Raw genomic sequence first — 20,554 nt, 5'->3', positions numbered from 1 at the left:
GGTCCAGCCGTACGGTCGCCGACAGCTCCGCGTGGAAGCCGTCGTCAGGGCTGCCCTCCGGACCGGCGGCCGGCAGCTTCTCGAGCTGGAACGTGACCGGCTGGAAGTACTCCGCGTGCGAGCTGCGCTCCTTGACCAGCAGGTCGACCCGGCTTCCCTTCAGTCGCTGGGTGACGTCGAGCGTCTGGGCCGGCAGGCCCTCGAGCAACGTGGCATCGAGCGGAGGGGCGAACAGCTCCCGGTCGTCGCGGCGGACGAACCGCATTGGCTCGCCGTCGGCCACCAGGCCCGCGGTGAACGCCAGCTCGACCGTGCCGGCCCGCCAGGCGATGTCGTCGAGCCGGACCCGGCCCGCGATGCCGGCCTCCCATGCCGAGAGCTTCAGCAGCTCGTCGAGGTCATCGGACCTGACCAGCGCGGTGATCAGCTGCTGGATGGCAGGCAACCCGGCCGCCACACCCGGACCGAAGTATTCCTCCATCACCCGGCGGATCTCGTCGAACAGCGGCCAGCGCTCGGCCGGCTCCATCCGCAGCAGGCGGCTGCCGCGCAGCCGCTCGACCATCTCGACGCGCAGCCAGCGGCGGTAGAGCTTGTCGCGCAGCGCGCCGGGCTCGGTGTTGTCGCGCACGATGTCGAGCGCCTCGGACAGGTTGGCGAAGTAGCCCTTGGGATCGATGCTCTGGAAGCCCGCGTTGGACGCGTCCTCGCGGCGAATGTGGTAATAACACACATAATCGGACAGCACCGAGATCCGCTTGGCCGCGAAGAACGCCCCGATCACGAACACGTGGTCCTCGAGCCGGCGGCGGCCTTCGGGGTAACGCAGCCCGTTCTCGTTGAGGAACGCCCTGCGGAACATCTTGTGCGGCGTGAGGCTGTCGATCAGCGGCGCGTTGTCGAGCGTCGCGTTGTCGTAGGAGCGGCGGAACAGCTCGCGAGGCACGCCGCGATTGACACCGGCCATCTTGCCGATCACGACGTCGGAGCCGTTCTTGACCGCGAAGTCGTACATCCGCGAAAGCGCCTCGTCGCCGAGCCAGTCGTCGTTGTCGGCGAAGAAGACGTAGTCGCCCTGAGCAGCCTCGATGCCGACATTGCGGGGTTTGCCGGACCAGCCGGAGTTCTCCTGATGGATGACCCGGAGGTGGGGGTGTTCGGCCATCAGCGCGTCGAGGCGCGCGGGAGTGTCGTCGGTGGATCCGTCGTCGACGAACACCGCCTCGAACTCCGAGCTTGGAAGGCTCTGCCGGAGCAGTGAGGAGATCAGGTCCTCGACGTACGGGCCCGGGTTGTAAACCGGGACGATCACACTCACCTTGACCGGCATCGAAGCGTCAATCCTCACTCGTCGGGGGTGTGTCTGGCGAATACAGGCTGTCGCGCGAGGTAATTTACCTGAGTTCCAGCCAACCTTTGCTCGGCGTCCACCCGTCAGTAACTGTGACGGGCCGCGGCTGGGAGGGCAGCGGGTGTGGGCGCAGGGGAGGACAAATGGTCAAGGTCAGTGTTGTTGTGCCTATCTACAACCCCGGACCTTACTTCGAAGCTTGTATGACGTCGTTGTTACGGCAGAGCCTGCCGTCGTCAGAGTACGAAATCGTGCTGGTCAACGACGGGTCCACAGACGGTACGGAGAAGTTGCTCGATGCCTACGCCGGGGCGCACCCGCACGTGCGCGTCGCGCACCAGGAAAACTCCGGCTGGCCAGGCAAGCCACGCAATGTCGGCATCAAAACCGCCGTTGGTGAGTACGTCCAGTTCGTGGACCAGGACGACGAGCTCGCGCCCGAGGCGCTGGAGCGGCTGTACGACCTGGCCAGGCGCAACGACTCCGACATCGTGCTCGGCAAGGTCGCCGGCACGATGGCCGGCCCGAGCAACGTGTTCGCGCGTACGGTCGACCACGCCTCGATCGAGGAGCACGAGCTGGGCGAAAGCCTTACCCCGCACAAGTTGTTCCGGCGCGATTTTCTGATTGACCAGGACATACGCTTTCCCGAAGGCAAGGTGCGCCTGGAGGACCAACTGTTCATGGTCAAGGCCTACTTGCGCGCGCGGACGATCTCGATCCTTGGCGACTACCCCTGTTACTACTGGATGCGCCGCGACGACGGCGGCAACAACAGCTCCGGCTACATCGCCCCCGCCAGCTATTTCGGCTACCTCGAGCAGGTGATGGACGCCGTGGTGGCCGACACCGAGCCCGGCCCGGTCCGCGACCGCATGCTGGCGCGGTTCCTGCGCGTGGAGATGATGGCGCGGGTTCGCGAGCCCAAGGTGCTGCTCTACTCCGAGCAGTACCGCCAGCGAAGCTACGAGGTCGTGCGCCGGATCCTGCTCGAACGGTTCGGCGACCCCGACGGCGTGCGGGCCCTGTTGTCGCCGATGATGCGGCTGCGCACCCACCTGCTCGAACACGGCCGGCTCGACTCGCTGATGGAGCTGGCCCGGCGCGGTGAGGAGCCGGTTGGCGAGGCGGTCGTGGAGAAGATCCACCAGCGTGGCAGCAGGCTCACGTTCCAGCTCCGGGCTGGCCTGTTCCATCGCGACGGCTCACCTGTTCTGATCGCCTCGTCGGGCGCCGGCTACGTGCTCGGGCCGCGGCTTGTCGACGGTGTCGAGGGCCTGCCCGAGGGCGGCTGGGAGGTCGGCAACCCGCTCGACCACGCCGAGGCCGAGGTACGGATCTTCGACCGGGCCGGCAAGGTCTGGTGGTTTCCGGCGGCCGACCTACGGCCGGAGCTCGTGGCGCGCGGGACCGACACGCTCGGCCGGCCGGTGTTCCAGGTGATGCTGGCGGGCACCACCACGATCGACGCGGCCACGATCGCCGGCGGGCGGCCGCTGGCCCAGGGCGTCTACGACGTGTGGGTCGGCATGCAGACGCTCGGGCTCGGCCGCGGCGCGCGGCCGACGAGCGCGCAGGGCGCGATCCGGCTCGCGGTCGACGCCTACGGTCAGGCCCGGGTACAGGGGCAGGCCCGCACCTGGCTCGGCCGCGTACTCTTCCGGCCGGAGCTCCGGCGCCGCGGCCGGCGGGCGCTGTCGAAGCTGCCGAAAGGGCTCGCGGCGCGGATCCGCCTCGCGGCCAACCGGCTCACCTGAGGTTCTGCTCACGTCTCTCCGTGTCGGCTGTCCTGCTTTCCGGCAGGCCCCGTTAACCTGCTGAAAGGGTGGTGTTGGCCAGCCGGAAAGCTGCGGCATGATCTGGTGCGCGCAGGGTGACCGGGCGACAGCGGCTGGCGGCAACTACCATCGGTGCGCACACCGGCGATGCAGCCAGGACCAAGTCGAGACAACAGGTACGTGAGGGGACGTGAGGCGGCCGTGCAGGAGAGCCGACCCAACGACGCAACCGGCGCCAATGACGGCGCCGCGAACGGCGGACTGCGGACGGTTGCCGTCGTCCTGGCGGGAGGAATGGGTAACCGGGTCGGTCTCCGGCTGCCGAAACAGCTGATCAAGGTTGCCGGCAAGCCGGTCCTGCAGCACACGCTCGAGGTCTTCGAGGCGACGCCCGAGATCGACGAGGTCATCGTGCTGATGACGCGCGGCTGGACCGAGGACGCCGAGAAGGTCGTGCGCAACGCCGGCCTCACCAAGGTCACCAAGGTGATCGAGGGTGGCGACACCCGCGACGAGACCAGCATGATCGCGATCCGGGCCATCGGCGAGGACAATCCCGAGGCCAAGGTGCTGTTCCACGACGCCGTACGCCCGCTGGTCGACCAGCGGATCATCGCCGACTGCGTACGCGCGCTCGACAACTACTCCGCGGTCGACGTCGCGATTCCGAGCGCGGACACGATCATTGTGGTCGACGACGGCACGATCACCGACATCCCGACCCGCGCTCGCCTGCACCGCGGGCAGACGCCGCAGGCATTCCGCCTGTCGACGATCCGCCGGGCCTACGAGCTGGCCGCCAAGGACCCCGGGTTCACCGGCACCGACAACTGCGGTGTCGTGCTGAAGTACCTCCCCGACGTCGCGATCACCGTCGTCGAGGGCTCCGAGCAGAACATGAAGGTCACGTACCCGATCGACGTGTTCCTGGCCGACCAGCTGTTCCGGCTCGGCTCGCACAACCCGCCGAGCCCGCTGTCCCCCGACCAGGCGTCGCAGCGGCTGGCCGGGCGCACGCTGGTGGTGTTCGGCGGCAGCTACGGCATCGGCGAGGAGATCGCCGTCGCCGCCCGTGAGCTTGGGGCCACGGTGATCACCCACAGCCGTTCCCAGACCGGCTGCCACGTGCAGGACTCCGAGCAGGTCCAGAAGGCCCTGGCCGAGGCGTACGACCAGACCGGCCGGATCGACTTCGTGGCGGTCACCGCCGGTGTGCTCCACACCGAGAGCCTCGCCGAGGCGTCCGATCAGCTGATCGACGAGAGCATCGGCGTCAACCTTCTCGGGCCGATCTACGTCGCCCGTGCCGCACACCGCTACCTCGCCGAGACCAGCGGTCACCTGCTGCTGTTCACCTCGAGCTCCTACACCCGGGGCCGGGCCGGCTACAGCCTCTACTCCTCGACCAAGGCCGCGGTGGTCAACCTCACGCAGGCGCTGTCCGACGAGTGGGCCGGCGACGGCATCCGGGTCAACTGCGTCAACCCCGAACGCACCTCCACACCGATGCGCACCAAGGCGTTCGGTGAGGAGCCGCCCGGCACGCTGCTGCCGGCGCGCACGGTCGGGCTCGCCTCGCTCGACGTGCTGCTGTCGGAGCAGACCGGTCACGTCGTCGACGTCCGGCTGGAGCCCGCGCCCGCACCGGGGCAGGGGCCGGAGGGGGCCGCACCCGAGTCTGGGCTCACCGCCACGCCGGGGGAGTGAGCCGAACCCTTGCGGACGGTCAGCGTCACCGAACGGGTGCCTGCCCCTGACCTGGGGCGAGTGCCGCTCGCGCTGACCGGTTTGCTCGTACTCGCGGACCTCGTGCTGCTGGTGTCCGCGTTCCTGGCCTCGGCGTGGTTGCTGCTCGGCTCGGCGCTCGTACTCGCCGTGGCCGAGGTCGCGGTCGCGTGGCGGGCGCCGTTCTCCGGCTGGACGCTGGACCGGCTGGCCGGTGGCGCGCCGGTCCGTCTGCTGCTGCAGGGCATCGCGCTGGTGGTGTTCGTGGAACGTACGGACGCGCACGACCGCTGGGAGGTGTGGTCGGCGCTCGGCGTGCTGCTGATCCATCTTTCGCGGCTGGCCGGAAGCGGGCTGGCCGAGGTCTACAAACGGCAGCGGAAGATGCCGATGGTCACCCGCGGGCTCGATCTCGGACCGCTGACGATCCCCGAAGCTCCGCCGCCGTGGCTGGTCGACCGGGCCGGCGACATGCTGTCCTGGCCGATGCTGCTGTTCGTGATCGGCGCCGCGGTCGGGTCGCTGACCGGTCTGGTGCCGGTGCTCATCGGCAGCGGGATCCTCGCACTGCTCGTGATCTGGGCCGGTGACCTGGTCCTGGCCCGCGCGGTGCTGGCGATGCGCGCGGTGCCGCGGTCCCGGTTCCTCGACGCTGTGCGGCGGGCGCTCGTGCGGCTGGACCCGGAAGTGGTGCTCTACTTCGCCAGCGGCGCGGACACCGTTTACCAGCTTCAGATGTGGATCGAACCGCTGGAGCAGCTGGACCGGCCCGTGCTGCTGATCCTGCGCGACCGCGAGACGTTCCGGCTGCTCGGCCCGACGAAGCTGCCGGTGCTCTGCGTCGAGCACGGCAACGTCCTGATGGGCCTGGACCTGCCGGCCTTGAGGCTGGCGCTGTATCCCTCGCACGCGGTCGGCAACCTGCACCTGCTGCGCAGGCGGGGTGTGGTGCACGCGTTCGTCGGGCACGGCGACTCAGACAAGCCGGTGACGACCAACCCGTTCCTGAAGGCCTACGACGAGATCTGGGTGTCCGGTCCGGCTTCGCGGGAGCGGCTGCTGTCCGCCGAGCTCGGCGTCGACGACCGGCGGATCGTCGAGATCGGACGGCCGCAACTGGACGCGCTGGCCGCCGCCAGCGCCGCCTCGGGCGGAGACCGGGTCGAGACGCGCATCCGGGTGCTGTACGCGCCGACCTGGGAGGGCTACGACGACGAGCCGGGCCAGACTTCGGTCGGCCCGGCCGGGGTCGAGCTGATCCGGCGGCTGGTGGCCGAGCCGGACGTCAGGCTTCTCTACCGCCCGCACCCGCTCCTCGGCGTACGTGACCCGGCCGTGCGCCGGGCCCACCACGAGATCCTCGCGCTGCTCGGCAACCCGGCGGTCGCGCAACCGGCCGGCGGGCCCGACCCGTACGGCCGGGCGCGGGACGAGCTGGAGGTCGCCGGCGTCCTGAGCGAGGAGTCACGCACCGAGTTGGTGGCCGCGCGTTCGGTATGGGCCCGTCGTTACCTCAACGAGCATCCCGGTCACGTCCTGGTGTCCGGGCCACAGTTCCCGTTGTACGAGTGTCTCGCCGAGACGGACGTGTTGCTGTGCGACGTTTCGTCCGTTATCTCAGAGTTTTTGGTCACGCAAAAGCCGTATGGAGTGACAAATCCGGGCGGCCTGTCCGTCGATGACTTCGCCGTTCGCTACCCTTCCAGCCGCGGCGGCTACCTCATGGACGCCGACGGCCATGGCCTGACAGCGTTGCTGACGGCGGCCCGAGGTGGCGACGACCCGGCAGCCGCTGAACGGGTCGGGCTGCGCGCGCGCCTGCTAGGTTCTGCGGAGCCGCCTGCGACCGCACGGTTGCGAGAAGCGATCCGTAAGGCGATCGGTGAGTAACAAGCAGGCAAACTAAGCGGTGTAAGAACGACAAGGCAGTCGAGCGAGTAGGGCCTGGGAGTCGCCACGGTGTTGGAATCGATCGCACGTCGAGGATCGTTGCTAGCGGTCACCGCGTTGCTGTTGGTGAGTTATTTCGTGCTCACGGTGAGTGCGATCCTCGCGCGGCCGTACATCTTCGCCGGCACGTTGCTGGTGAGCGCGGTCTTCGACATCATCGTCGAGCAACGTTTCGCGCCGGTCGTCGCGATCCTGCGGCGAGCGCAGTTCGGCATCTCGCACCGGGCGTTCGTCCAGGTGTTCCTGTTCCTGCTGCTGGTCGCGATCACCGACGCCAACCGCGACATGAGCCGGATCGAGCTGCTGCTGATCACGTTGCTCGCGCTGGCCGTGCCCGTCACCCGGATCGGCTATCTCGGCGTGCTGACGCTGGTGCGGCGACGGCTCCTGCTGCCGATCGAGACCCGCAACCTCGCGCTACCCGAAGCCGCGCAGCCGTTCGATCTGCCACCGACCTACGCCAGCGCCACCAGCCAGCGCCTGCTGGTGCTGAGCGTGCCGCCGCTGCTGTTCGGAGCGCTCGGCGTCGCGTGGGACACGTTCTGGCCGTTCCTGGTCGTGGTCGCGTTGTATGTCGTCGCGGTCGGCATCTCGGCGCTCGGGCTGGTGCGGTTGCTGCTCAAGCTCAACAGCAAGCCGAGCCGGACGGCGTACGTCGACATGGTCGCCAAAGCCGTCGGCGACCTCGCGCCGGAAGTCATCCTCTACTTCAGTGGAGCGCCCAACACCCTTTACCAGGTTGAGATGTGGTACTCCACGCTCGCCCGCACGAACCGGCGCACGCTGATCCTCGTTCGTGGGCGGCACGCCATCAAGAACCTCGCGCGTACCGACCTGCCGATCATCTGCGTCCCGAGCCAGGTCGACGTGATGAACTTCCCGCTGCCCGACGCGCGGATCTCGTTGTACGTCGTCAACGTCGGCAACAACATCCACTTCCTGCGCGAGCCGCGGCTGAAGCACGTGTTCATCGGACACGGCGACTCCGACAAGGTGGCCAGCTTCAACCCGTTCAGCAAGGTCTACGACGAGATCTGGGTGGCCGGCCAGGCGGGCCGCGACCGCTACGCACGGGCACGGGTCGGCGTCCGCGACGACGAGATCGTCGAGGTCGGCCGGCCGCAGCTCGACATGATCGAGCGCAGCCCGCTGCGACTGCGGCGCGAGGAGCCCTGGCCGACCAGGCAAAAGCCGCTGACCGTGCTCTACGCGCCGACCTGGGAGGGCTGGACCGACGACGGATTCCAGACCTCGGTCACGCAGATGAGCATCGACATCGTGAAGCGGCTGCTGAAGTCGCCGGTGCCGATCCGGATCATCTACAAGCCACATCCGATGATCGGCACGCGCGACCCGAAGGCCGCCGCGGCAGACCGCAAGGTGCGCGCGATGATCGCGAAGGCCGCGGCCAAGCAGGGCGGCTCGCTGGACCCGGCTGCCGTGATCAACCTGGAGTCGTTCAGCCAGCAACTGGCCGCACCCGATCTCAGCGACGCCGACGAGGAACGCCTGCTGGGGGAGTGGAACGCCGTGTTCTGGGAGGCGAACGCCGGCCGGCACCTGGTGATCGACGAGAAGCTGCCTCGACTGTTCGACTGCTTCAACAACGCCGACGTGCTCATCACCGACGTGTCGTCGCTGATCTCGGACTGGCTGGCCAGCAACAAGCCGTACATCGTGTCGAACCCGAAGGCGATGAGCGACGAGGAGTTCCGCGAGCAGTTCCCGAGCTCGCGTGCGGCGTACCTGCTGCATCCGGGGTGCGCGGAGATGGACGACATCCTTTCCGCAGTCACCGGGGAGGACCGCATGGCGCCGATCCGGCAGCAGGAGAAGCTCTATCTGCTCGGACCGGACGAGCCGCTGGCGCAGGAGCGTTGGAACGCCGCGGTGGAGCGCCTGATCGAGAAGGCCGACGACGAGTGGGAAGGCGAGCACGGCTCGGGCCCGAGCGTCGCCACGCCGGTCGATGCGGAGACCGCGATCAGCGAGCCGCAGGGCTCTGACGAACCCGCCGACGACCTGGCGGCGGCGGGCGATGAGGTCGACGAGGCGATTGCCGATCCGGGCGCGTCGGCTTCGGGTGCGGACGCCGAGCTGGCCGAGGCGGAAGTCGACGTGGTGGTCCCGGATGTCGACGGGGACACGCCGGGCAACACCGCGGGCGCGAACGGCACAGTGCCGGCCAGCAAACTGCGCGGCTGACTACCCCATGTGCGGCTGACAACCCGCGCGCGCCCGACAACCCGTGCGCGAATGACCACGTTAACCACGTAATTGGCTGGTTGACCACGCCCCGGGGCGTGGCGAACCACCTGGTGGCGTGGCGAAGCGTCGGTCGCGTGGCGGCTGGACCGGCTCTGCGGTCCCACCGTGCGCGCGAATGACCACGTTAACCAGCTGAAAGCGTGGTTAACGTGGTCATTCGCAGGAAGCGCACCAAGGGCCGGATCAGCGGCGGCGCGAGGTGGTGGTCTTGCGCGCCGGCGTCTTCCGGGCTGTGGTCTTTCGGGCCGTTGCCTTACGAGCAGGCGCCTTCTTGGCGGTGGTCTTCCGCGCGGGTGCGCGTTTGGCCGTCGCTCGCTTGGCCGTCGTCCGCGTGGCTGTCGCGCGTTTGGCCGAAGCCCGCTTGGCCGCCGTCTTGCGTGCGGTCGTCTTCTTCGCGGTGGTCTTGCGCGCCGCGGTCTTGCGGGCCGGCGACTTGCGAGCCGTGGTCTTGCGCGCAGTGGCCTTCTTGGCCGCCGTCGCGCGCTTCGCGGTCGCGGTCTTGCGGGCCGTGGTCTTGCGCGCTGTGGTCTTCTTGGCCGGTGCGCGCTTGGCCGTGGTCTTACGGGCGGGAGCCCGCTTGGCCGTGGTCCGTTTCGCAGTGGTCGTGCGAGCCGTCGCGCGTTTCGCGGTGGTCCGCGTCGCGGTAGTTCGCTTGGCCGCTGTCTTCTTGGCCGCGGTCTTGCGTGCGGTCGTCTTCTTCGCGGATGCGGTTGTGCGCTTCGCCGTAGGCCGCGACATCGACGCCCTTTTCGTCGTCGCCTTCTTGCCGGCGGTGGTCTTGCGTGCAGGCACCGCTCCTCCTTCTGTCTGGACACCCTGGTGTACGACTTTGGTGTCGCAAGGTTTCATTGCAAGTCGGCAACGCTTTTAAACCAAAATGGGTCGTCGAATCCTCAAGCCCTGCAGGTGTGCGGATTCGGCGTCAAGCCGTCATGACTACGCTACCCCGCGAAATCGTCAACCATACAAGGCGATTCATGTGAGAGTATCGCCCGTGTGGATGCTGTCGAACGAGAAGTCGCGGCCGTAATTTTGTCTGACGCGAACGGCCGGTTGTTGCTGCAACATCGCACCGACGATGCTCCGGTTTGTCCGGGACAGTGGTGTTTTCCGGGTGGCGGTGTCGAGCCGGGCGAGGATCCCGAAACGGCCGCACGACGCGAGCTGCTCGAGGAAACCGGCCTACGCATCGACACGTTGCTGCCGTACTGGAGCGGTCTGCGTCCGGCGCCCAGTGGAACCGGCAAGCAGGTGCACTACTACTACTTCACCGCCACCACCCAAGCCACGCAGGACGACGTTGTGCTCGGCGAAGGACAGGCGATGGTGTTCGTCGATCCGCACGACGCGTTGCGTCTCGACCTGGTGCCGAGCGCCGTTGAACTGCTGCCCCGCTACATCAGGCAGACTGACGGCATGCCCGAACTCATCGAAGCACCGACCCAGGTGACCGCGGTAGGCGAACCACCCAAGACCATTCACGAGTACGTCGGTCGCGTCAACACCGGTTCCGACGAGCTGAGCGTCGCCTACATGCGCAGCCCGTCCGGTTGGAGCGAGCCGGGCCAGCGTCCCGAGTTCGACGAATACACCGTTGTCGTACGCGGATCGCTGGTCGTCGACTACGAAGGCGGCCGGTTGGAGGTCAACGCCGGGCAGGGCGTGCGCGCCAAGCGCGGTGAGTGGGTGCGTTACTCCACGCCCGGACCCGAAGGTGCGGAGTACGTCGCGGTCTGCTTGCCGGCGTTCTCGCCCGACACCGTCCACCGCGACGAGTAAACCCGGTCGACGCCGGCCAGCAGCGCGGCGAACCCCAGCGCGACACCGCCGAGCAGCGCACCGAACAACATGCCGTTGTACGCCTGTGGCGCCTCCGGGTTCTGCCAGGCCGCGGTGACCGGGCCGGAGACCAGCGAGAGCCCGAACTCCACCAGGCCGCTCGCGAACAGGCCGCCCGATCCGACCCAGAGCAAGGGCAGCGCGATCCGCAGCCGGCGGGCCGGACGATAGAAAAGCAACAGCGTGCCGCCGACCGCCGCCAGCGTCAGTGCGCCGGACACCAGGTGGAGCAGGTGCCACGGCAGCTCCCGCCTGTGCAGGTTCGCGGCGACCAGTCCTGCCGTTCCGCCGGCCGCCCAGTACAACCTGAGCAGCCCGAGCAACGTCGCGATCGCCAGGCCGGCCCACGCCAACGGCAGCTGAACCGGTCGCGTGGGCGACTGCACCGGTCGCGCGGACTCGAACAGCGCCGGCCAGCGTTCGTGTACGTGCAGGCCGAACACGATCGCGAGGCAGATCCCGAGCCCGCTGAAGCAGGAGTACACCACGCCGTGCAGCCACGGCGCCGCTCCTTCGACGACCGGCCAGTGGTAGACGCCGGCGAACGCGAGCACCGACAGCGTCACCATCACGATGGCGATCGGCGCGAGCAGGCCGGTGCCGACCCACGTCGGTACGAGCACCAGCCAGGCCGGCAGCCGTCTCCCCTTGCCGTGCGTGAACGCCAGCAGGACCAGCACGCCGGCGACGGCGAGTCCGGCGGTGAGCACGTTGCCGGCCACCATTCCCTCGCGGTCCAGCGTGGTCGCGTCGAGACCGAACGGGACGCCGGCGATCCAGAGTGCCTTGAAGCCGATGTAGACCGAGGCGCACGCGACACCGGCGTAACCGGCGACGTAACGCGCGATCGATGGGCGGGAGGACAAGTGCGCTGTCATGCACCCGACGATCCTGGAACGCCGTCGCCGGAACCTCCCTCGACCGGCTGATCGGCCTCCCTCGCAGGAGGGGGCAGGTGCGGCTCATACCGCGGCGCGGTTCGAGGCGGCGCGTTCTGCGTGCGCGCCCTCACGGCGTGGCGGGCTCCGGGCGAGCCGATCGGGTGGCTCCGGCCGAGGCGACGATGACCAGTCCGATCGCGACCAGCTGCCAGACCGTGAGGCGCTGGTGCAGGATCAGGAACCCCGCGACGACGGCGACCGCGGGCTGCAGGCTCATCAGCACACCGAACGTACGGGCCGGGATCCGGCGCAGTGCGGCCAGCTCCAGCGTGTAGGGCAGCGCCGACGACATCGCCGCGACCGTGAGCCCGAGCAGCAGGACCCTCGGCTCGAACAGCTCCGCCGTCGCCGTGGCGGCGGTGAGCGGCAGGACCGCGATCGACCCCGTGAGCATCGCGACGGCGAGTCCCTGCCCGGCCGGGAACGCGCGACCGACGCGCGCGCCGAGCAGGATGTAGCACACCCAGCACGCCCCGGCCGCGAACCCGAACGCGACGCCCACCGGGTCGAGCCGTTCGACACCGCCTTCGGACAGCAGCAGGACGCCCGCCGCCGCGAAGACGACCCAGACGACATCGCGCAGCCGCCGCGAGGTGACGACGGCCAGGCCGAGCGGCCCGATGAACTCCAGCGTGACGGCCGCGCCCAGTGGCACGCGCGCGGCGGCAGCGTAGTAACAGATGTTCATCGTCGCGAGCACGAGGCCGAGCATCGCGCCGAACGCCAGATCCGAACGCCGCCGGCCCGCCAGTTTCGGCCGGACGAACACCAGCAGGATCACGGCAGCGAAGACGATCCGCAGGGACGCGGCCCCGATCGGCCCGATGTCGTGCAACAGGATGACGGCGAACGCGGCACCGAACTGCAGCGAGGTCGAGCTCGCCAGCAACATCAGGACGGCCTGCGACTCCTGCCCGGGCAGCCGGATGGTTCGCCGGCTCTGCACCGGTTCGTCTTCCACGCCATCGACCGTACGTGCCGGCGGCCAGCCGGCGAGGGCTGGCCGCCGACGGGAAAGCGACCTAGCCGTTACCGGCTGTCCAGGACTCCGGGAGTGCCTTCAGTGCGTCGAGGTAGGGCAGCCCGCCGTCCTGGGTGCTGCGCAGCCACGCGAAGCCCAGTGCGTGCAGCACGTCCGTACGTTCGTAGCCGAGGCCCACCAGCCGGAGCGCGGTCTGCCAGACCTCCAGCGGCTCGTCCGCCCAGAGTTGGCGTGCCACGGCCGCGTGCACACCGGCGTGCGCCTCGTCGAACTCCTCCTCGCGGCCGGCTTCGCCGGCGGTCGGGTGCTCGGCGCGGGCCATCTCCAGGAACGACTCCTCGTCGTCCGGGTCGAAGCCGGCGTCCGGCGGCACCGGCAGCGCGAAGATCCGGCGCTTCACCGCGTCCTCGTACTCCTGCTCCGGCAGCTCCTCCGGATCGAGGTCGGCGGTGATGACGTCGAGGCCTTCCTCGTACGCCTCGACCAGCTCCGGGTTGGTCACCGCCAGCCGGAAGCCCTCCTCCAGCTCGTCGAGCGCGGCGAGCGTGAGCTGGAGTACGTCGTCTGGTGCCGGACCGCGGCGGGCGGCGAACCGCACCCACGCGCGCACCACGTCGACCGCGTCCTGGGTCTCCTCCTGGCCCACGACGTCGAGCAGCGCGTGCAGGAGCCGGTCGAGCTTCGACGGGCTGAGCCGCAGCGGCCGGCCGAGGTCGGCGGCGCAGCCTTCCTCGACGATCGTCGCCGTGACGTCTTCGACGAGCTCGAGGTTGAGCTCCGACTCGCGCTCGGCGGCCGAGGCCACCTCGGCGAGCTCCGGCGCTTTCAGGAACGCGTCGATCAGCTCTTCGCGCTCGTGCCGGCTCCAGCGCCGGACCGGCGGACCGACGCCGCCGGCCGGCAGGTCGCGCAACCGGCACAGGACGAGCGTGCGCAGCTCGTCGGCGTCCTCAGTACGCGGGCCCTCGTCCTGGTCGGCGACGGTGTAGCCGTACCCGACCAGCGCCGCCACGTCGGCCGGCTCGGCCGGGGTGACCGTTACCTGGTCGTCCTCCTCGGCCTCGGCGCGCAGTCCGGCCAGCAGCTCCTCGGCCGAGTCGGCCGGCCAGGCGTCGGTGACCACGCCGCCGTAGGTGAAGTCGATGGTGACGCTGATGCCGTGCGGTGGCTCGTCGGCGTACTGGAAGGCCAGCGCGAGCTGCACTCCGTCGCCGAGCCGGTCGTCGGCACGCAGCGCCTCGACCAGCTTCGCCGTACCGATCTGGCCGGCCCAGGCCGGCAGCCCGGCGGCGACGGCACCGAGCTCGGTCAGTGCCGTACGCGCGCGCAGCGCGATCGGCGGCGCCGCCAGCCCGCCGAACACGCTCAGCATGACCGCGGCCTCCCGGCTGCCGATGCCTCGGAACGCCTCGACCAGTGCCTCGCCGAGGGCGTTCTCGGCCTGCTCGCCCTGCGCGGAGGGCACGTCCGTACGACCGGCAGACAGCACTCCGGAGGCGAAAACCTCAGCGTGCAAGGGGGATTGGAGTTCCAAGAGCTCGGCGGCCTGTCCGAGGAGGGTCTGGATCACCTCGTCCGGAACCTGGAGGGTGCTGCGCTGGCGTTCACGTTGCTGCTGCCGCCGACGGTCGGACGGACGGCGATCGTTCTTCCTGCCACGGCTCTTCGGGCTCACGGCACGTAGCCTCCCATGTCCGAGCTCTACCGTCATAGTCGCGTCCGCCCGTGCTCAGTTTCGCCGCGGTTGTTGGGACGGCTCGGCAACCCGGTCGAGGCTTCTTGTGCGCGGGCGGCCGACTTGGGGGGTAACACTAGGAGCGTGAGCGAGACCAGGTGGGTGCTGCACGTCGATCTCGACCAGTTCATCGCCGCGGTCGAGGTACTGCGGCGACCGGAGCTGCGCGGCAAGCCGGTCGTCGTCGGCGGCGCGGGTGACCCCACGCAGCGTGCCGTCGTCGCGACCGCCACGTACGAAGCGCGCGAGTTCGGCGTCAAGTCGGGCATGCCGTTGCGTACCGCCGCGAAACGCTGCCCGGACGCCGTCTTCCTGCCGTCCGACCCACCCGCGTACGAAGCGGTGTCGGAGCGCGTGATGGCGCTGCTGCGCGAGCTGTGTCCCGTCGTCGAAGTGCTCGGCTGGGACGAGGCGTTCCTCGAGGTGCACACCGACGACCCGGAGGCGAAGGCACGCGAGATCCAGCAGGCGATCCTCGAGCAGGAGGACCTGCACTGCTCGGTCGGCATCGGCGACAACAAGCTGCGCGCCAAGCTGGCCACGGGATTCGGCAAGCCGCAGGGGATGTTCCGGCTGACCGAGGACAACTGGTACCCCGTGATGGCGAAGCTGCCGACCGACGCGCTGTGGGGGATCGGTCCGAAGACCGCGAAGAAACTCGCGGAGATGGAGATCCACACCGTCGCCGACCTGGCGCTGTCGGATCCGCACGACCTGGCGGCGCGTTTCGGGCCGACGATGGGGCCGTGGTTCCGCAGGCTGTCGCGCGGCGCCGACAACTCCAAGGTCGAGGGCACGCCATACGTCCAGCGCTCGCACAGCCGCGAGACCACGTTCCAGGCCAACCTCACCGACTGGGACGTCGTACGCCAGGAGATCGAGAAGCTGGCGGCGCGCGTCACCGACGATGTGCTGGCCGACGGCCGGCCGGCGGTGCGCGTCGGGGTCAAGCTGCGCTTCGCGCCGTTCCAGACCCACACCGCTTCCGTGCCGCTGGCCGAGCCCACCACGGACGTGCGTGTGATCACGGCCGGTGCGCTGGCGGCGCTGGCGAAGTTCGAGCCCGGCCGCGCCATCCGGCTGCTCGGCGTGAAGGCGGAGTTCCCGCCGGTCGACGGCTAGGCCTGCTCCGCGGGCGCGACGGCCAGCAGGCTCTCGGCGCAGTCGACGATGGTCTCCCTGGCCGGGCGGGGCGCGAAACCCAGCAGTCGTTGGGCCTTCGCCGAGCTGAACAGGCGCTTCTGGCCGAGGAGCGGTGTGAGCGTGCGCAGCATCGGCACGAACAGCGCCAGCAGCCGCACGACCGGGTCGGGCAGCGTCCGGGCCGGCACGCGCCGTGCACGTTCACCGAGCGCCGAACGCAGGGTGGCCGTGATCTCGTGCATCCAGAGGAAGTCACCGGTGGCGACGAACCGCTCACCGGCGGCTTCGGGTGCGGTCATGGCGCGGATGTGGAGGTCGGCCAGGTCGCGTACGTCGACGACGCAGAAGCCGATGCGGGGAACGCCTGCCTGGCCGCCGGCGAGGAAGCGCTGGATGATGCCGACCGAGCCGAGGTTGGCCTTCGACAGCACCGGACCGAAGATCGCGCCGGGCAGGATCGTGGTCAGTGCGGGCGAGCCGGCTTCGCTGGTCGTGTAGTCCCACGCGGCTCGTTCGGCGTAGATCTTGGAGCGGCGGTAGGCGTTGACCGTACGCTCGTCCGGGTCGGTCCAGACCGTCTCGTCGCCGACCGCACCCGGGCCTTGCGGCGGTGTGGACGCCGCCGTCGACGACGTCATCACCACGCGCCGGACGCCGGCCCGGGTGGCGGCTCGCAGGACGCGCAGAGTGCCGTCCCGCGCCGGGCCGACCAGCGCGTCGCGGTCACGCGGTGCTTCGTTGCCGAGCGGTGAGGCGACGTGCAGGACGTGGTCGCAGCCCTTCATCGCCGCGTCCCACCCCTCGTCGCCGGTCAGGTCGGCGACCGCGAACTCCAGCCGGTCGCCGGCCTCGACCCCGGGAGGGAGCCCGGTGGCGACAGCCGCCCGGACGGTTTCCTCCTTCGCGGCGTCGCGCACGGTCGTACGGACGGCGTAGCCGCGCCGGAGCAATCCGACGACGCACCAGCCGGCGACGAAGCCGGACCCACCGGTGACCAGGACGGTCTCCACCATCGCGTACTCCTGTCCAAGGATGTCTACAGTTGTAGACTAGCTCGGGTTCGAGCCGATGTCTACAGTCGTATACTTTTCCCATGGACGATCAGGCCAAGCCATCCCGCCGCCGCGACGCGGCCGCGACCCGCGAGGCGATCCTGGCCTCGGCCCGGGCCGCCTTCGCACGGGCCGGATACGACGGTGCTGGCGTACGCGAGATCGCCGGCGGCGCGGGCGTGACCGCGATGCTGGTCAACCGCTACTTCGGCTCGAAGGAGCAACTGTTCGCCGAAGTCGTCGCCGACACCATGACCGCGCCGAACATCCTGGCGGCGGAGAACCTCGCTTCGGCCGACCGTGGAAAGGACATGGCGGCCGAGCTCGTCGGCATCACCAAGGCCGGCGGCACACCGCTGGACGGCTTCCTGATCCTGCTGCACTCCATGTCGAGCGAACGTGCGGCCGAGATCGGGCGCGAACAGATCCAGGCGCACTACCACCGCCTGCTCACCGACGCCCTGGACGGCGAGCAGGCGCCGCAGCGGGCCGCGCTGCTGTTCGCGCTGGTCGCCGGCGTCCAGGTGATGCGGCAGATGCTCGCCCTGCCCGCGCTCGCCGACGCCGACCCCGACGAGCTCGTCGACCTCCTGGCTCCGCTGTTCCGGCAGCTGCTCGACCCGCCTTCGTGACATCGGCAGATTCCCAACGTAACAAGGAGAACCGGGCACAATCGTGCCGTTCCGCCTGTGGACGAACGGAACGTGACGTCGGAACGATCAGTCATACTTGGCTCTTGAGTGCGACGAACGCACGAGGGGAGCACACTCATGGACGGGGGAACAACGTCCTTCGACCTCGCGATCCAGCAGGCGCGCGAACGCCTGCACCGGGCCGAGCACCTCCAGCGCCTGCAGGCCACACACATGCAACAACGCGACACACTTCGGGCCGAAGTCGCCGAGCTCGAACGCCTGGTGGACAAGGAGAAACGAGACGTCGAGCGCTTGCAGCGCACGTCGCTCGCCAGCATCTTCTCCTCCATCCGCGGCGACAAGGCCGACCGGCTCACCCGCGAGCAGGCGCAGGCCGACGACGCGTTCGTACGCCTGGAAGGGCACCGCACGCGGCTGGCACAGATGGAGCTGCGTATGCAGGCCGTCCAGGTCGAGCTGGCCGACCTGCACGGCGCCGCGGAAGACTACCAGGGCGCGCTGAAGGCCAAGGAAGACTCCGTTCAGGACGCCGGCGGTCCGATGGCCGCGGAGCTGACCCAGATCGCCGGCGAGCTCGGCGATCTGCTTGCCGGCCGGCGGGAACACGACGAGGCGGTCGCGGCCGGCACGCAGGCCGAGCACGTGGCGCAGGCGATGCTGGAGCGCCTGACCGACGCGAAGCACACGTCCACCTACGACATGTTCGGCGGTGAGCTGTTCACCGACATGATCGAGCGTGGGCAACTGCGGGACGCCGAACGGCTGGGCTGGGAGCTGCAGCAGCACCTCGACCAGTTCTCCGCCGAGCTGAAGGACGTCGGGGTGGTTGCCGATCCGAAGGTGCCCGAGGTCCACACGGGCGGATTCATGGACATGTGGTGCGACAACGTCTTCAGCGACTGGGCCCAGCACGACCGGATCAACCAGTCCAAGCAGGCCGTCGAGCAGCTGTGCCAATGGCTACGCGCGACCACTGAACACGTACGCGCGCAGCAGCTGCAGATCGCCGGGCGGTGTCACGAACTGCGGGCCCGGCGGGAACGGCTGCTCAGCCCTCCGGCTTGATGTTCTCGCGCCAGCCGTTGGTGATCGGCAGCCGGCGGTCGCGGCCGAAGGCCTTGAAGGAGATCTTCGGCCCCGGTGGATACTGCCGCCGCTTGTACTCCGCTCCGTCGACCATGCGCAGCACCTTCTCGACCAGCTCGCGGTCGTAGCCGGCCGCGAGCAGGTCGCCGGCACCGGCGTCCTCCTCGACGTAGTCCTCGAGCATCGGGTCGAGCACGTCGTACGGTGGCAGCGAGTCGGTGTCGAGCTGGCCGGGGGAGAGCTCCGCCGACGGTGGCTTGGTGATGGAGTTGTCCGGGATCGGTGGCGTCTCGCCCAGCTGCTCGGCCATGGCGTTGCGCCACTTGGCCAGTGCCCACACCAGCGTCTTCGGCACGTCCTTCAGCGGCGCGAACGCCCCCACCGCGTCGCCGTACATCGTGGAGTAGCCCACCGACAGCTCGCTCTTGTTGCCGGTCGCGAGCACGAGGCGGTTCTCCTGGTTGGACACACCCATCCACAGCATGCCGCGAATCCGCGCCTGGAGGTTCTCCCGCGCGACGCCGGTGAGCTCCACGCTCTCCAGGAAGCGTTCGACGATCGGCTCGATCTCGATCACGCGGTAGTTGAGGCCGGTACGTTCGGCCAGGTCGGACGCGTCGTCCCTGGAGTGCTCGGAGGAGTATTGACTGGGGTTCGAGATGCCGTAGACGTTCTTCGGTCCGAGCGCGTCACAGGCGATCGCGGCGGTCAGCGCGGAGTCGATGCCGCCGGACAGGCCGAGGATGACGCTGCTGTGCCCGTTCTTCTGTACATAGTCGCGCAGGCCGGTGACGATCGCGGTGTAGACCTCGGCCGGCTCGTCCAGTCTCGGCGAGATGCCCGACGGAACGGGCTCGTACGCAGCGAGCGGTGCGCCGGAGATGTTCTTGCGGACGACCTGGATGCCGGAGTATTCGTCGGCGCCGTGCGTGCTGGACGCGAGGTCGAGGTCGACGGTCAGCAGGCCCTCGGTGAACTGCGGCGCCCGGGCCAGCACCTTGCCTCCCTCGTCAACGACGATCGAGTCGCCGTCGAAGACGAGCTCGTCCTGGCCGCCCACCAGGTTGACGTAGGCCAGCGGGCAGAACGCCTCCCGCGAGCGCCGGGTCACCAGCTCCAGGCGCTGGTCGTCCTTGGACCGCTCGTACGGCGAGGAGTTGACGACGAGCAGCAGGCCGGCGCCCGCGGCCCGGGTGGCCGCGACCGGTCCGCCGTTCTGCCAGAGGTCCTCGCAGATCGTCACGGCCACGTCGACGCCGTGGACCGTGATGACCTGGAGCGTGTTGCCGGGCACGAAGTGCCGGAACTCGTCGAACACGCCGTAGTTGGGCAGGTGGTGCTTGATGGCGCGGGCGACGACCTCGCCCCGGTGGATGATCGCGGCGGCGTTCTGCGGCGAGCCCTTCGGCCTGCCGAGCCGGTCGAGGTCGCCCTCCTCACGGTCGAGGTATCCGCAGACGACGACGATGTCACCGAGCCCGTCGGCCTGGAGCCGCTTCGCGAGATCCTGGATCGCGGTGCGAGAGGCCGCGACGAACGACGAGCGCAGCGCGAGGTCCTCGACGGGGTAGCCGGTGAGCGCCATCTCGGGGAACGCCGCGATGTGCGCGCCACGCTCGACGGCATGGCGTGTCCAGCGCAGGATCTTCTCAGCGTTGCCGGCGATGTCGCCCACGGTCACGTTGAGCTGCGCGAGGCCAAGTCGAAGTTGTGCCACATATCGAGAATATGGCCTGTGCCGCAAAACCGGGCCGGTGACCGAGATGAACTCGGTTCGCTCCGGCCCGGTCCGCTTGCCGGCCCGCCGGCCGCGAATGACCACGTTAACCACGCTTTCAGCGGGTTAACCACGCCCCGGAGCGTGGCGAAGGTCCTACTGGCGTGGTTAACGTGGTCATTCGCCCACGCACGGTGGGCCGCACAGCCGGGGCAACCGCCACGCCGCAGAGCCGGCCCAACCACCACGCCGCTGATGCTTCGCCACGCCAGTCGGTGGTTCGCCACGCCGCTGATGCTTCGCCACGCCAGTCGGTGGTTCGCCACGTGCC

General features: G+C 69.3%; 15 protein-coding genes. 8 read left to right on the top strand and 7 right to left on the bottom strand.

All coding sequences use genetic code 11. The features are described 5' to 3' along the window. The coding region (locus ACYVF6_RS11625) for a glycosyltransferase family 2 protein (RefSeq protein ID WP_460519989.1) at positions 1–1,330 on the bottom strand (1,330 nt) is incomplete at its 3' end. A 164-nt stretch (positions 1,331–1,494) separates the two neighbouring features. Here ACYVF6_RS11625 and ACYVF6_RS11620 point away from each other — a divergent pair. The 4 genes from ACYVF6_RS11620 (at position 1,495) to ACYVF6_RS11605 (ending at position 9,009) form a co-directional block, all read left to right on the top strand. Next, complete coding sequence (locus ACYVF6_RS11620) at positions 1,495–3,108, top strand: glycosyltransferase family 2 protein (RefSeq protein WP_460519986.1); 1,614 nt, start codon at positions 1,495–1,497, stop codon at positions 3,106–3,108. Positions 3,109–3,309: 201 nt separating this feature from the next. Next, entirely contained in the window at positions 3,310–4,836 is a 1,527-nt protein-coding gene (locus ACYVF6_RS11615; RefSeq protein ID WP_460519983.1) for a D-ribitol-5-phosphate cytidylyltransferase, read from the top strand. Positions 4,837–4,845: 9 nt separating this feature from the next. After that, positions 4,846–6,744 (top strand): CDP-glycerol glycerophosphotransferase family protein, encoded by a 1,899-nt coding sequence (locus ACYVF6_RS11610; RefSeq protein ID WP_460519981.1) that lies wholly within the window; start codon positions 4,846–4,848, stop codon positions 6,742–6,744. Positions 6,745–6,813: 69 nt separating this feature from the next. Continuing rightward, entirely contained in the window at positions 6,814–9,009 is a 2,196-nt protein-coding gene (locus ACYVF6_RS11605; RefSeq protein WP_460519978.1) for a CDP-glycerol glycerophosphotransferase family protein, read from the top strand. Between the two features lie 246 nt (positions 9,010–9,255). Here ACYVF6_RS11605 and ACYVF6_RS11600 read toward each other — a convergent pair whose 3' ends face one another. Further along, positions 9,256–9,864 (bottom strand): histone H1-like repetitive region-containing protein, encoded by a 609-nt coding sequence (locus ACYVF6_RS11600; RefSeq protein WP_460519975.1) that lies wholly within the window; start codon positions 9,862–9,864, stop codon positions 9,256–9,258. 204 nt (positions 9,865–10,068) lie between these two features. Here ACYVF6_RS11600 and ACYVF6_RS11595 point away from each other — a divergent pair, with 204 nt between their 5' ends. After that, positions 10,069–10,851, top strand: coding sequence for an NUDIX domain-containing protein (locus ACYVF6_RS11595; protein WP_460519972.1), 783 nt, complete (start codon positions 10,069–10,071; stop codon positions 10,849–10,851). Here ACYVF6_RS11595 and ACYVF6_RS11590 read toward each other — a convergent pair. The 3 genes from ACYVF6_RS11590 to ACYVF6_RS11580 form a co-directional block, all read right to left on the bottom strand. Next, positions 10,764–11,789, bottom strand: a complete 1,026-nt coding sequence (locus ACYVF6_RS11590; RefSeq protein WP_460519969.1) for a hypothetical protein — start codon at positions 11,787–11,789, stop codon at positions 10,764–10,766. The genes ACYVF6_RS11595 and ACYVF6_RS11590 overlap by 88 nt on opposite strands. A 130-nt stretch (positions 11,790–11,919) precedes the next feature. Next, complete coding sequence (locus ACYVF6_RS11585) at positions 11,920–12,813, bottom strand: EamA family transporter (protein WP_460519966.1); 894 nt, start codon at positions 12,811–12,813, stop codon at positions 11,920–11,922. A gap of 61 nt (positions 12,814–12,874) precedes the next feature. Then, a complete protein-coding gene (locus ACYVF6_RS11580) occupies positions 12,875–14,509 on the bottom strand; it encodes a hypothetical protein (protein WP_460519963.1) in 1,635 nt (544 codons plus the stop codon). Between the two features lie 144 nt (positions 14,510–14,653). Between ACYVF6_RS11580 and ACYVF6_RS11575 the strand changes: the two genes are divergently transcribed. After that, complete coding sequence (locus ACYVF6_RS11575; RefSeq protein WP_460519960.1) at positions 14,654–15,691, top strand: DNA polymerase IV; 1,038 nt, start codon at positions 14,654–14,656, stop codon at positions 15,689–15,691. Here the strand turns inward: ACYVF6_RS11575 and ACYVF6_RS11570 are convergent. After that, positions 15,688–16,725 carry a Rossmann-fold NAD(P)-binding domain-containing protein gene (locus ACYVF6_RS11570; RefSeq protein ID WP_460519957.1) on the bottom strand — a complete coding sequence of 346 codons (1,038 nt, stop codon included), beginning with the start codon at positions 16,723–16,725 and terminating at the stop codon, positions 15,688–15,690. The genes ACYVF6_RS11575 and ACYVF6_RS11570 overlap by 4 nt on opposite strands. 80 nt (positions 16,726–16,805) lie before the next feature. On the opposite strand from ACYVF6_RS11570, the gene ACYVF6_RS11565 reads away from it, so the two are divergent. Together ACYVF6_RS11565 and ACYVF6_RS11560 are read left to right on the top strand one after the other, a co-directional pair. Continuing rightward, positions 16,806–17,396 (top strand): TetR/AcrR family transcriptional regulator, encoded by a 591-nt coding sequence (locus ACYVF6_RS11565; RefSeq protein ID WP_460519954.1) that lies wholly within the window; start codon positions 16,806–16,808, stop codon positions 17,394–17,396. A gap of 138 nt (positions 17,397–17,534) precedes the next feature. Further along, entirely contained in the window at positions 17,535–18,485 is a 951-nt protein-coding gene (locus ACYVF6_RS11560) for a hypothetical protein (protein ID WP_460519951.1), read from the top strand. Here the strand turns inward: ACYVF6_RS11560 and ACYVF6_RS11555 are convergent. Further along, positions 18,469–20,223, bottom strand: a complete 1,755-nt coding sequence (locus tag ACYVF6_RS11555; protein WP_460519948.1) for an NAD+ synthase — start codon at positions 20,221–20,223, stop codon at positions 18,469–18,471. The genes ACYVF6_RS11560 and ACYVF6_RS11555 overlap by 17 nt on opposite strands. Positions 20,224–20,554 lie beyond the last annotated feature (331 nt).

The sequence above is a fragment of the Flindersiella endophytica genome, assembly GCF_054779015.1.
The sequence above is the reverse complement of the archived record's forward strand: the minus strand, read 5'-3'. Positions and strand labels throughout refer to the sequence as shown.

Excerpts from the sequence above, each read along its gene's own strand:
- ACYVF6_RS11620 (WP_460519986.1), top strand. The coding sequence starts at position 1,495 with ATGGTCAAGGTCAGTGTTGTTGTGCCTATCTACAACCCCGGACCTTAC.
- ACYVF6_RS11590 (WP_460519969.1), bottom strand. The coding sequence starts at position 11,789 with ATGACAGCGCACTTGTCCTCCCGCCCATCGATCGCGCGTTACGTCGCC.
- ACYVF6_RS11570 (WP_460519957.1), bottom strand. The coding sequence starts at position 16,725 with ATGGTGGAGACCGTCCTGGTCACCGGTGGGTCCGGCTTCGTCGCCGGC.
- ACYVF6_RS11565 (WP_460519954.1), top strand. The coding sequence starts at position 16,806 with ATGGACGATCAGGCCAAGCCATCCCGCCGCCGCGACGCGGCCGCGACC.
- ACYVF6_RS11560 (WP_460519951.1), top strand. The coding sequence starts at position 17,535 with ATGGACGGGGGAACAACGTCCTTCGACCTCGCGATCCAGCAGGCGCGC.